At 63.9% G+C, this 12,639-nt stretch carries 10 protein-coding genes; 8 read left to right on the forward strand and 2 right to left on the reverse strand.

Translation table 11 applies throughout. The annotated features are described in order from the left end of the window. The first annotated feature begins 283 nt into the window (after positions 1 to 283). Positions 284 to 637 carry a hydroxyisourate hydrolase gene (gene uraH, locus F7R26_RS05450; RefSeq protein ID WP_150986222.1) on the forward strand — a complete coding sequence of 118 codons (354 nt, stop codon included), beginning with the start codon at positions 284 to 286 and terminating at the stop codon, positions 635 to 637. A 31-nt stretch (positions 638 to 668) separates the two neighbouring features. Then, a complete protein-coding gene (locus F7R26_RS05455) occupies positions 669 to 1,874 on the forward strand; it encodes a urate hydroxylase PuuD (RefSeq protein ID WP_150986221.1) in 1,206 nt (401 codons plus the stop codon). Between the two features lie 1,112 nt (positions 1,875 to 2,986). Here F7R26_RS05455 and F7R26_RS05460 read toward each other — a convergent pair. Further along, on the reverse strand, positions 2,987 to 3,604 hold the full coding sequence (locus F7R26_RS05460; RefSeq protein WP_150986220.1) for a c-type cytochrome: 618 nt from the start codon (positions 3,602 to 3,604) through the stop codon (positions 2,987 to 2,989). 10 nt (positions 3,605 to 3,614) lie between these two features. Then, positions 3,615 to 5,363, reverse strand: a complete 1,749-nt coding sequence (locus F7R26_RS05465) for a pyrroloquinoline quinone-dependent dehydrogenase (protein ID WP_150986219.1) — start codon at positions 5,361 to 5,363, stop codon at positions 3,615 to 3,617. Between the two features lie 287 nt (positions 5,364 to 5,650). Between F7R26_RS05465 and F7R26_RS05470 the strand changes: the two genes are divergently transcribed. The 6 genes from F7R26_RS05470 (at position 5,651) to F7R26_RS05495 (ending at position 12,638) form a co-directional block, all read left to right on the forward strand. Continuing rightward, positions 5,651 to 6,319, forward strand: a complete 669-nt coding sequence (locus tag F7R26_RS05470) for an ankyrin repeat domain-containing protein (RefSeq protein ID WP_150986218.1) — start codon at positions 5,651 to 5,653, stop codon at positions 6,317 to 6,319. 170 nt (positions 6,320 to 6,489) lie between these two features. Further along, positions 6,490 to 6,870: a response regulator transcription factor gene (locus F7R26_RS05475; protein ID WP_150986217.1), complete on the forward strand. Its 381-nt coding sequence runs from the start codon at positions 6,490 to 6,492 to the stop codon at positions 6,868 to 6,870. Positions 6,871 to 7,033: 163 nt separating this feature from the next. After that, entirely contained in the window at positions 7,034 to 7,594 is a 561-nt protein-coding gene (locus F7R26_RS05480; protein WP_150986216.1) for a lipid-binding SYLF domain-containing protein, read from the forward strand. Between the two features lie 14 nt (positions 7,595 to 7,608). Continuing rightward, positions 7,609 to 8,082: a YMGG-like glycine zipper-containing protein gene (locus F7R26_RS05485; RefSeq protein WP_193692130.1), complete on the forward strand. Its 474-nt coding sequence runs from the start codon at positions 7,609 to 7,611 to the stop codon at positions 8,080 to 8,082. 49 nt (positions 8,083 to 8,131) lie between these two features. Then, the gene (locus tag F7R26_RS05490; RefSeq protein ID WP_150983697.1) at positions 8,132 to 9,388 is read left to right on the forward strand and encodes an efflux RND transporter periplasmic adaptor subunit; all 1,257 of its coding nucleotides are present in this window, start codon (positions 8,132 to 8,134) and stop codon (positions 9,386 to 9,388) included. Between the two features lie 13 nt (positions 9,389 to 9,401). Next, the gene (locus tag F7R26_RS05495) at positions 9,402 to 12,638 is read left to right on the forward strand and encodes an efflux RND transporter permease subunit (RefSeq protein WP_150983698.1); all 3,237 of its coding nucleotides are present in this window, start codon (positions 9,402 to 9,404) and stop codon (positions 12,636 to 12,638) included. Position 12,639: the final 1 nt, after the last annotated feature.

The following is a 12,639-nucleotide window of genomic DNA, read 5'->3' on the forward strand; positions in this document are numbered from 1 at the left end:
GCAGCGCGCCGTGTCAGCGGGGTGAAGCAGGGTGGCGCGCCCCAAAAATTGTTGACAATTATTTGGTTGGCACGGCAATATTGTCAACAAAACCGAGCTAGGTTTTCGACAAGTCAGGGTAATTCCTGAGTTGCCATCCGGAGTGGTGCGAAGCATTGTCGCCATGCACCAGTCCAGCGCCGGGATGCGTTAGAAATACGTACCGAGCGGGCACCATTCCCACAAATGGTGCTAGTGAAGGCAGCGGCGCCTCTCACAACCCAAAGCCCTAAGGAATAACAGGATGGGACGCTTGACCACACATGTACTCGACACCGCAGCCGGCACGCCCGGCGCCGGTATGTCGATTACCCTGCATAAAATTGTCGACAATCGTAAGGAGACGCTGAAGACAGTCGTCACCAACCACGATGGCCGTTGCGACCAGCCCCTGCTGGATGGCGACACCATGGCGGTCGGGGTGTACGAGCTCGAATTCGGCGCCGGCGATTATTTCCGCACCCAGGGCACCAAGGTGCCCGAGCCGGCTTTCCTCGACGTGGTGACGCTGCGTTTCGGCATTGCCGACACCAGCGCGCATTACCACGTGCCGCTGCTGGTCTCCCCCTGGTCGTACTCGACCTACCGTGGCAGCTAAGCACGGCAACGGGCAATAAAGGAGACAAGACATGGAAGGCTATATCCTCGACTGGGCCAATCTGCTGCTGCGCTGGGTGCACGTCATCACGGCGATCGCGTGGATCGGTTCCTCGTTCTATTTCGTCTGGCTGGACAACAGCCTGACCCGTCCCGACGACCCCGACCTGCAGGAGAAGGGCGTGGGCGGCGAACTGTGGGCGGTGCACGGCGGCGGGTTCTACAACCCGCAGAAATACCTGAGCGCGCCCAAGACGCTGCCGGAGAACCTGCACTGGTTCTACTGGGAGTCCTATTCCACCTGGATGACCGGCTTCGGCCTGCTGGTGGTGCTGTACCTGTTCAACGCCAGCACGTTCCTGATCGACAAGAACGTGATGGACATGTCGCCGGGCGCAGCGATCGGGTTTGCGCTGTCGTATCTTGGCGTGGGCTGGGTGGTGTACGACTGCATCTGCCGCTTGTTCGGCAAGAGCGACCGCACCGTCGGCATCCTGGTGGCGATCTACGTGGCGGCGGCCGCGTTCGTGGCCTGCCACGTGTTCTCGGGCCGCGCGGCATTCCTGCTGACCGGCGCGATGATCGCGACCATCATGAGCGCCAACGTGCTGGTGTGGATCATCCCGGGGCAGCGCAAGGTGGTTGCCGCGCTGCGCGCGGGCGACCCGGTGGATCCGGTGCATGGCAAGAACGCCAAGCAGCGCAGCGTGCACAACACGTACTTCACGCTGCCGGTGCTGTTCGCCATGCTGTCGAACCACTACAGCATGACCTACAGCTACAAGTACAACTGGGCCGTGCTGGTGCTGATCATGCTGGCCGGCGTGCTGATTCGCCAGTTCTTCATCCTCAAGCACAAGGGCAAGATCAACGTCGCATGGCCGGCTGCCGGCGTGGCCGTGCTGGCGGTGGTCGCGGTGATGATCGCGCCGGTGCCGCGCGAGGTGGTCGCCAGCAAGGACGGTGCGGCGCCCGCGCAGGTGAGCTTCACCCAGGTGCAGGAAGTCATCAATTCGCGCTGCATCCAGTGCCATGCCGCGGCGCCAAAGATGATGCCGAGCGCCGCCAAGGGCATCAAGCTCGATACCGCCGACGAGATCAAGGCGCATGCGCAGATGATCTACCAGCAGGCGGTGCAGCAAAAGGCCATGCCGCTTGGCAATGTCACGCAGATCACGGATGACGAGCGCGCGCTGCTGGGCCAGTGGTTCGAGGCAGGCGCCAAGACGACCAACTGAGTTGATAGAGATCAATCGGGCCCGGCCGGGAGGCCGGCCTGTTACCGAGCATCGGTGATCGGCGGTCCGGTGGCTATGTTGTTGATGGCCGGAGGTCCGGACCGACGAGGGTTTGAACGGGGCGCAAGTCCCGTTTTTTTATTTGAGAATTGGTAATTTTTGGGGGGCGCTGTTTATTTCATCGGCGTTGGTTATTGCACCCAAAGGCCATACGACATTGCCCTTTTGGGTTGGTCGCTATTTTTTTGAGCGGCGTTGGTTTTTGGACCCAAGGGCCATACGACATCCCCCTGCGGGGGCTGCCGGTCACTTTTCTTTGACCGGCAAAGAAAACTAACGAAAAGAAAGCCGCCCTGCCGGGGGCAGAGCAATCAGGCTGTTTTTGCCTCTGTGGTTGCGTCGTACGGCCCGGAGTGTTGGCTGGCGGATCCTACCGGTCCAAAGGACATCGTACTTGCATGACCTACGGGTTACGTGGTGCGGCCCCTGACCTCGTGTGCGGTGACCATTCCCACATCTGCCGTTCGCGGGGCGAAGTGCTGCGCCGTTTCGGGCGTTACTGGTTTCGTGGTTTTGTCTCAGAGGACGAGCGCGGTGAGAGGGTGCAAGCGCGGACCTTGCGGACGGGCCACGGTGCCCACCGCGAAACCAGAGGGGGGTGAAGCAAGGTGCCGCTCGCGCCGGTACGGCAGGGCATCAAATACCCGAGCGCCCGCCGCCAGAGACAAAACCACGAAACCACCGAGGCAGGCAGGATCGTGGCGCTAAGCACCGCGAACGGCAGATGCCCGAACGCGCACCGAGCAAAGCGATCAGGGGCTGCACGACGTAACCCACGGGTCATGCAAAAATGATGCCCTTTGGGCCGGTAGGATCGGCTAGCCAACACTCCGGGCCGCACGACGCAACCACCGCCCCACATAAGCCTTATTGCTCTGCCCCCGGCAGGGTCGGCTTTCTTCTCGTTAGTCTTCTTTGCCGACGCAAAGAAGAGTGACCGGCAGCCCCCGCAGGGGGATGTCGTACGGCTGTTGGGTGCAAGAGCCAACAGCGCTCAAACAAACACCGACCACCCCCGCATAGCAATGCCCCCCCAGCCCCCCAAAAAAAACCTACTGCAAATTAGCAATATAACTAGCAAGATTCTGAATATCCGCATCCGACAGCCCGCGCGCCACGCTAGTCATGCTCCCCGCATCATTCGTCCGCTTGCGCGAGCGAAAGTCTTCAAGCTGCTTGACGATATACGCATACTGCTGCCCCGCCACGCGGGGAATTTCATTCTGCCCGGTAAAGCCGCCGAGATGGCACATGGTGCATAGCACTTCCTCTGCCTTCTTCCTGCCGGCTTCCACTTTTTGCCCGTCGGCCTTGAACTGCGAGGCGATGGGTTTTTGCGCGGCAAAGTACTCGCCCAGGTCGAGCATGTCCTCGCGCGACAGCGGCGCCGCCATCGGCGTCATCATCGGGTCGCTGCGCCGGCCTTCCTTGAAATCCTTCAGTTCCAGGTAGATGTAGCGCGCGGTCTGGCCGGCCAGCACCGGATAGAGTGGATTGCTGGCGTTGCCCATCGGGCCATGGCAGGCGACGCACGATTCGGCCTTGCGCTTGCCGGCGTCGGGATCGGCGTGCACGCTGCTGGCGACGGCTGCCAGCAGTAGGCCCGCCAGAAGCGCCGGCCCCGGCAGCGCTTGCCGCCGGGGCCGGGCCAGATAGGACGGAATACGCATCCCTATTGCCCTATTGCACCGCGAACACCAGCACGCTGTTGCCGCGCTTGAAGTCCAGTTGCGTGTTGCCGCCGGCTGCCACCGCGATGTACTGCTTGCCGCCGACCATGTAGGACACCGCCGGCGCATTCACGCCCGCGCCGCACTGGTACTCCCACAGCTTCTTGCCGGTGGCGGCGTCGAAGGCGCGGAACAGGCCGTTGCCTTCACCATTGAAGACCAGCCCGCCGGCTGTCGCGAGCACGCCGCCGATCAGCGGCTGGTCGGTCTTGTAGTCCCACACCACCTTGCCGGTGTCGATGTTCACCGCGGAGAGCTTGCCCCACTGCGCCTCCGCCGGGATGGTCTTGAAGGCGCCGCCTAGCCAGAGCTTGCCGCCCGGGTAGGGGGAGGCTTCCACCTGGTACGTCATGGGCTGGTGCAGGTTGGCGGCATAGGCCATCCGCGTCTTCGGGTTGAAGGCCATCGGTGACCATTCCACGCCGCCGTTGGCGCCTGGCAGCATGCGCGCGCCATTGGCCGTGGGCAGGGTCCACATGTCTTCCTGCGGGATCATGGCTTGCGAGAAGCGGATAAGCCGGCCGTCGCGGCGGTCATGCACATAGACGTGGCCGGTCTTGCCGCCGTGGATCACGCCGGGGATCATCTGGCCGTTCTTGTCGCGCACGTCGACCAGGATCGGCGGGCTCACGGCGTCCAGGTCCCAGACGTCATGGGCGATGTACTGCGAGTGCCATTTGTAGGCGCCGGTATCCAGGTCCACCGCGACCATCGAGTCCGTATAGAGGTTGTCTCCTGGGCGGATGGCGCCATACAAGTCGGGCGAGGGATTGCCCACCACGAAGATCGCCATCTTGTTCTTGCGGTCGATTGCCGGTGGCATCCACACGCCGCCGCCGAGCGCCTTATAGAAATCGCCGCCCTTGTCCGCAAGCTGCTTTTTCTCCGCCGCGATATCGCGCTTCATGTCGCGCCCGGTGGCGTCCTTGGTGGCCCACACGCCTTCATGGCCCTTTTCGGGGATGGTGTAGAAGGTCCACAGCAGCTTGCCGTCGGTGGCGCTATACGCCTTGAGAAAGCCTCGGATGCCGTATTCGCCGCCATTGGTGCCGATCAGGATCTTGTCGTCGACCACCACCGGCGCCATGGTTTCCGAGTAGCCCAGCTCGGGATCGGCGATCTGCGTTTCCCATAGCAGCTTGCCGGTCCTGGCGTCCAGCGCGACCAGCTTGGCGTCGAGCGTGCCCATGAAGAGGCGGTCGCCGGAGACGGCCACGCCACGGTTGTTCGGGCCGCAGCAGAAGGTCGTGATCGGCCCCATCTTGTGCTTGTAGTGCCAGAACTCCTTGCCGGTCACCGCATCGATGGCATAGACGTGGTTATAGGACGTGGTCAGGAACATCACGCCGTTGACCACGATCGGCGCGGTCTCCATGGACTCGAGCACGGCGGTCTGGAACAGGAACGCGGGTTTGAGCTTTGCCACATTCTTGGTGTTGATCTGGCTGCCCGGGTAGTAGCGCGTCTGCAAGTAGGAGCCATTCGAATGCACCCAGTCGTTCGCGTTGTTGCCGGCCGCGTCGAGCTGTGCCTGCGTCACCGGCGGGAGGGGCCGCGTCATGGCCGCGCCCGGGGTGGTGGCGCCGCCCTGGATTTCGTCCGCGCCGAAGGCTGCGGGAATCAGCGCGGCTGCCGCGGCGGCCAGTGCAAGCAACAGCAAGGGGAGGGTAGCCCGGACATGGCTGCGGGATGAGAGCATGGGAAGCTCCTTTCTTGAATTTTTTCGTGCCCCGGCTTTCCCAGGGCGAAAGGGTGAGCTTGTCGCACACTGTGGCGGCCCGGGTCACAAGCAGTATAGGCAAGAGTGCCGGCAAAACAACCCGCATCGCGGCGCGTGTCAGATCGGTGTTCGCCGCGCCGCAGCATGCCCGCCGACGCGCCTTGAAATTGCGCGTCTTACCCTCCACACTTAGCTCCAGATTTAGCCAGCGAAGTGGTCGCGGCGAGACTGGCAACGTAGTCAACGGCAGCGGGTGGGGGACGGACATGAACGGACGGACTGGATGGCGCGCGGGGCTTGCCGCTGCGTTGTTATGTGGCATGGGAATGCTGTGCCTGCCGGCCAGGGCCGACGACGACATCAGCCTCAATGCCCGCCTGCTTGCGGCCGCCCGGGCCGGCGACGCGGCGGCGGTGAGCGCAGCGCTGCAGCAGGGCGCGGCTGTGAATGCGCGCAACCGCATCGGCGATACGGCGCTGCTCACCGCAGCCAAGCGCGGGCTGACCGAGATGGCGCGCACGCTGGTCGAGCATGGCGCCGACGTCAGCCAGGCCAACGTGCAGGGCGTGACGCCGCTGATGGCCGCGGCCTTCGGCGGCTTTGACGAGATTGTGGCCATGCTGCTGGCGCGCCATGCGGAGCTGGCCGCCACGGATCGGGTCGACAAGACCGCCATGATCTACGCGGCCGGCGAGGGCCATGCCGGCGTGGTGCGGCAACTGCTGGACGCCGGCGTGGACGTCAACACCGTCTACGCCAACGGGCTCACCGCGCTGATGTGGGCGGCGGGCTACGACAAGGTCGATACGGTGCGCCTGCTGCTGTCCAGGGGCGCCCGGCCCGAACTGCGCGACAACCGCGGGCTGAGCGCGCAGGAGATCGCCGATCAGGCCGGCGCGAAGACGGTGGCCGGCTTGCTGAGCGTACAGCATTGAAGACCGCGGATTGCGGCTGCAACGGCACACGCTGTTGCCGCGTTGTTCCCTGTCCCCCTCTCCCCGCTTGTTAGACCAAAGTCCCATATCTGCGGTCAGGCAACTGTCATACGCTCAACCTAGCGTCGAATCAGGCTGGGTGCCGCGCTGCCTGTGTGGGGAATGTCGCCATGAGCAAAGTCAAGCCGTTCGTCGCAGTGGTAGATGACGACGAATCGGTGCGCCGCGCCATCAAACGGCTCCTGCGCTCCGTCGGCTTGTCAGCGGACACGTTCAAGAGCGGGGATGAGTTCCTGGACATGTTCGACGCGATACCGGCATATCGTCCGGACTGCATCGTGCTCGATATCCAGATGCCGGGCCTGAACGGGCTTGAGGTGCAACGCCGGCTCGCGGGCAGCGGCATTCCCGTGATCTTCATCACGGCACACGACGAGATCGGCATTCGCGAACAGGCCTTGGCCGCCGGCGCGGCGGCCTATCTGCGCAAGCCGTTCGACGACGAGATTCTCATCCGGGTCGTGCGTGCGGCCATCCATCCACCTCCGTAGCGCGGCAGCCACCGCGGCGGTCTGGCGGCTATTGGACCAAGGTCCCATTGTTTTAGCCGGTTCCGGATATCACTATGGATCAGACCCCGGAAGAATGCTCGGTGGGCCTGCGCTTTACACCGTGTCGTCAGTGTCGTTAATTCTCATGCCTGGAGCATGCACCATGATCAAGATCCTTCGGCTTATTCTCGCGATTCCCCTGCTGCTGGTCGCGGTGGCTTGTTCGACCGAGCAGACGTCCACCGTGGGGAACAGTCCGGAGCTCGAAGCGAGTGCGCGCAGTGCTCTGCAAAAGCTCAATGACACGAATCCCAAGACCAAGGATCTCCAGGCGCGTTCCAAGGGGGTTCTCGTGTTCCCGGACATCATGAAAGCGGGCTTTCTCGTGGGCGCGCAAGGCGGCAATGGGGTGATGTTCGGCCCGGATGGCACGGTGCTGGGCTACTACAACGCGTCGGCGGTGTCGTATGGCCTGCAGGCGGGCGCCCAGACCTTCTCGGAGGCGATGTTCTTCATGAGCGACTCGGCCTTGCGGGATCTCAACGATAGCGACGGGCTGTCGGTCGGTGTCGGGCCGAGCGTGGTTGTGGTGGATGAGGGCATTGGCAAATCCATGACCAGCTCGCAGCTCACATCGGATCTCTACGTCTTTATCTACGGGCAGCAGGGCTTGATGGCCGGTCTTGGCGTGCAAGGCCAGAAGATCTCCAAGCTCAGCCGCTGACCTGGCAGACGACCATGCAACGCACGCAGCGAATCGCACTTGGCCTGATGATATGCGCCCTGGCGTCAGCCGCCGGCGCGCAGCAACCCATCATCTATCCCGCCAAGGGGCAGAGCCCGCAGAAGCAGAGTTCGGACACCGCCGCGTGCCAGCAGTGGGCCAAGCAGACCACGGGTGTGGATCCGGTGGCCATCGCGCAGCAATCCGGCCAGCCTGCCGCGCCGCCGCAGCAAGGCGGACGCGTCAGGGGCGCGGCCGGTGGCGCAGCGGCCGGCGCGGCGATTGGCGCGATTGCCGGCGATGCAGGCAAGGGCGCCGCGATCGGGGCGGTCACCGGCACGGCCGCCGGCGGCGTGCGCCAGCGCCGCAAGAACGAGGCCGCGGCCGAGCAGCAGCAGGCGGGGCAGCAACAGGTCTCCCAGGAAATGGCGACATTCAACCGGGCGGTGGGGGCGTGCATGACCGGACGCGGATACACCGTTCAGTAGAGAACGCAGCAGATGTAGAAGAAGGGCGCGGTCAGCTGGGGATCCAGAGATGGCAACGAAACTGATTTCACCTCTGCGGATTGCAGCCGTCGGGCGCGTGCGCAGCCGCGCCTGGTTGCCGTTCGCGTTTGCCGGTGCAGCGTTGTTGCTGCTTGCCGCTTGCCACAAACCGGCGAACGAGTTGCCGCGTGCGACCACCGAGGTGACGGTCATGACCGTGTCGCAGCGCGACACCCCGGTCGACTTCGAATTCACCGCCCAGACGCAAAGCTCGCGCGAGGTCGAGATTCGTGCTCGCGTCGACGGCTTCCTGGACAAGCGCGTCTATACCGAGGGGCAACTGGTGCATGCCGGGCAGGTGCTCTTCGTGATGGACACCGCGCCGTTCGAAGCGGCGCTGCAGTCGGCCAAGGGCCAGCTTGCACAGCAGGAGGCCAGGCTCACCGTGACCAAGGCCAATCTTGCCCGCGTGATTCCGCTCGCCGCCCAGAACGCACTCAGCCAGAAGGATCTCGATAACGCAACGGGCAACGAGAAGGAGGCGGAGGCCGCCGTGATCGCGGCCAAGGGCCAGGTCCGGACCGCCGAGCTCAACCTGAGCTACACCACGATCAAGTCCCCGCTCACCGGCTTGTCGAGCTTTGCACGGCAGCAGGACGGCAGCTACGTGACCGCGGCGGCAACGGGCTTGCTGACCTATATCTACCAGCTTGACCCCATGTGGGTGAACTTCAGCATCTCCGAGAATGAGTTGCTGACCTACCGGGACCAGGTGGAGAAAGGCCAGTTGCGGTTTCCGGCGAATAACGATTTCGAGGTGGCGGTCGTGCTTGCCGACGGCAATGTGTTCCCGGGCCGCGGGCATATCAACTTCACCAACCCTGCGTTCAACACGCAGACCGGCACCTTCCTCGTGCGGGCCTCGTTCGCCAACCCGCAAGGCACCCTGCGCCCCGGACAGTTCGTGCGCGCGCGGGTTTCTGGCGCGGTGCGCCCGAATGCGGTTTTGGTGCCGCGCCGCGCGGTATTGCAGGGATCGAAAAGCCACTTCGTCTGGACCGTCGACAAGGATGCGAAAGGCCATCAGCGGGTGGTCGAAGTCGGAGAGTGGCACGGCGATGACTGGTTCATCACCGAGGGCCTCAAGCCCGGGGAGCGGATCGTCGTCGACGGCGCCATTCGCGTGGTTGCCGATACGCCGCTGAAGATCACCCAGGCGCCGGCCAAGAGTGCCGACGCCGCGCAGCCGCGCAGCGAAGCGCAGAGCCTCTCGCAGCGGCAGTCTGCCCCTGGCGCGACGAACTGACCGGGCAGGCCACATGAATATCTCCCACTTCTGCATTGAACGGCCGATCTTCGCGTCGGTCATCTCGATCGTGATCACGCTTGGCGGCGCGCTGGCCATGCTAAGCCTGCCCATCGCGCAGTATCCGGACATCACGCCACCGCAGATCACGATTTCGGCGACATACCCGGGCGCCACCGGCGACGTGGTCGCCAACAATGTCGCCGCGCCGATCGAGCAGCAGGTCAATGGCGCGGACAACATGATCTATATGAACTCATCGAGTTCATCGACCGGCAACTTCACGCTCAATGTCTTCTTCCAGATCGGCACCAACCCGGAGCTTGCGCAGGTCGATGTGCAGAACCGCGTGAACCTGGCGCTGCCGCAACTGCCGTCGTCGGTGCAGGCGCAGGGCATCCAGGTGCAGAAGAAATCATCGGCGTTCATGATGGTCATCGCCATCTATTCGCCCAACGATCGCTACGACTCGACCTACATCGCCAACTACGCCAATATCTACGTGCTCGATGCGCTCAAGCGCGTGCCCGGCGCGAACCAGTCCAGCATCTTCGGCAACCCGGACTACGCCATGCGCATCTGGCTCAAGCCTGACCGCATGGCGCAGCTCGGCATCACGGCCTCCGACGTGCAGAAGGCCGTCGCCAACCAGAACCAGCAGTTCGCGGTCGGCAGCATCGGCCAGTCGCCAACCGGCGCGGCGGTCGAGCAATCCTTTGCCGTCACCACCACCGGCCGCCTGAGCGATCCGGCCGAGTTCGAGAACATCATCCTGCGCGCGGCAAACGGTGAGGCGGCGATCGTGCGCCTCAAGGACATCGGCCGTGCCGAACTCGGCCGCAAGGACTACTCGATCCGCAGCAAGTTCCAGGGCAAGCCGGCAACGGTCATCGCCGTCTACCAGCAGCCGGGCGCCAATGCGCTCGACGTGTCGAACCAGGTGCGCAAGACGCTGGCGGAGATGAAGAAATCGTTTCCCGAAGGCCTTGAATACAGCATCGCGATGGACACGACCGAGTTCACGCGCGCGTCGATCTCGGACGTCATCCACACGTTCTTCGAAGCCCTCGTGCTGGTCGTGATCGTGGTCTTTGTCTTCCTGCAGAGCCTGCGTGCCACGTTGATCCCGGTGCTGGCGGTGCCGGTGTCGATCGTCGGCACGTTCATGGGCATGCTCTTGCTCGGATTCTCGATCAACATGCTGACGCTGTTCGGCATGGTGCTGGCCATCGGCATCGTGGTGGACGATGCCATTGTCGTGATCGAGAACGTCGAGCGAAACATGAACGTCCACAAGCTGAGCCCGAAGGATGCCGCCAAACGGGCCATGGACGAGGTCTCGGGGCCGGTGGTGGCGATCGTGCTGGTCATGTGCGCGGTGTTCGTGCCGGTCGCCTTCCTTGGCGGCATCACCGGGCAACTGTACAAGCAGTTCGCCATCACCATTGCCATCTCGGTGGTGTTCTCCGGGCTGGTCGCGCTGACCCTGTCGCCAGCGCTGGCGGCATTGTTGCTCAAGCCCGGGCACCACGAAAAGAAAGGCTTCTTCAAGTGGTTCGAAAATGCGTTCGCGCGGATGACCGCTGGCTATACGCGCATGGTGAAGCTGATCATCAAGCGCTTCGTGGTGGCGCTGCTGCTGTTCGCCGGCATGATCGTGCTTGCGGTGTTCATGATGCGCTCGATCCCGACCTCGTTCCTGCCGCCGGAGGACCAGGGTTACCTGCTCGGCGCGGTGATCATGCCGGACGCGGCCAGCCTGGATCGCACCGGCGCGGTTTCCCAGCATGTGACCGACTACTTCATGAAGCAGCCGGCGGTGAGCAGCGTCACGGTAGTCGACGGCTTCAGCTTGCTCGATAGCCAGAACAAGAACAACGCCGGGGCGTTCTTTATCGGCTTCAAGAGCTTCGACGAGCGCTATAAATTCGCCAATATCAAGACGCAGAACGCCCGTGCCGTGCTGATCGGTGCGTACGAGAACCTGTCCCAGGTCAAGGAGGGGATCATCCTGCCGGTCAATCCGCCGTCGATCCCGGGGCTCGGCACGACTGGCGGCACCGAGATGTGGATCCAGAGCAAGGGAGATGCCAGCATTCCCCAACTCGCGGGCGTGGTGAACGACTTCATGGCCAAGGCCAAGCTGCGGCCCGAGCTTGCTCGCGTGACCTCGACCTTCAATGCGGCGTCCCAGCAATTGCTGGTCAGCGTGGACCGCGACAAGGCGGAGACCCTGGGCGTGCCGATCGAGGAGGTGTACAGCGCCATGCAGACCATGTTCGGCTCGCTGTACGTGTCGCAGTTCAACCGCTCGAGCCGGCTGTGGCAGGTCATCCTGCAAGCGGAGCCTTCGTACCGGCTCAAGCCCGGGGACCTCGACCAGATCTTCGTGCGCAGCAGGACCAACAGCATGGTCCCGCTCAAGGCCGTGGTGAGCACCAAGTTCGTCACCGGTCCGGACCTGGTGACGCGCTTCAACAACTTCCCGGCGGTCAAGATTACCGCTAACGCCGCGCCGGGCTACAGCTCCGGACAGGTCCTGTCCACGCTGGAATCGGTGGCCGACGAGGTGATGCCGCCTGACTACGGCGTGGGGTGGAGCGGCGAAGCCTACGAAGCCAGGCAGGCTGGCAGTACGTCGGGGCTGGTGTTCGTGTTTGGCCTGATCATGGTGTTCCTGATCCTTGCCGCGCAATACGAGAAGTGGAGCTTGCCGGTCGGTGTGCTGATGGCGGTGCCGTTCGCGCTGTTTGGCGCATTGCTGGCCATCCTGCTGCGCGGCCTCGAGAACGATGTCTACTTCCAGATCGGCCTGACGATGCTGGTCGCGCTGGCCGCCAAGAACGCCATCCTGATCTTCGAGTTCGCGGTGCTCAACCGCGAGGCGGGTGCGTCGGTCTACGACTCCGCCGTCACGGCGGCGGCCGAGCGGCTGCGCCCGATCGTGATGACTTCGCTGGCCTTCATCCTCGGCTGCGTGCCGCTGGCCATTGCGCTTGGCGCGTCGGCCAACAGCCGGCACTCGATCGGCACCGGCGTCATTGGCGGCATGCTTGGCGCGACGGCGATCGCGGTGTTCTTCATCCCGATGTTCTACTACGCGCTCGAGTCGATGTCGGAGCGCTCCGGCGGGGGCAAGAAGACCCCGGGCCCGCAGGGCGGTGCGCCCGGCGCGCCGCCGTCGGGCCCCACCGGCGTGGGACCGGGGACCCCGGCGGCTACGCCGTCCGCCAGGCACGAGGGCGACTGAC

This window comes from Cupriavidus basilensis (assembly GCF_008801925.2).
GTDB lineage: Bacteria > Pseudomonadota > Gammaproteobacteria > Burkholderiales > Burkholderiaceae > Cupriavidus > Cupriavidus basilensis.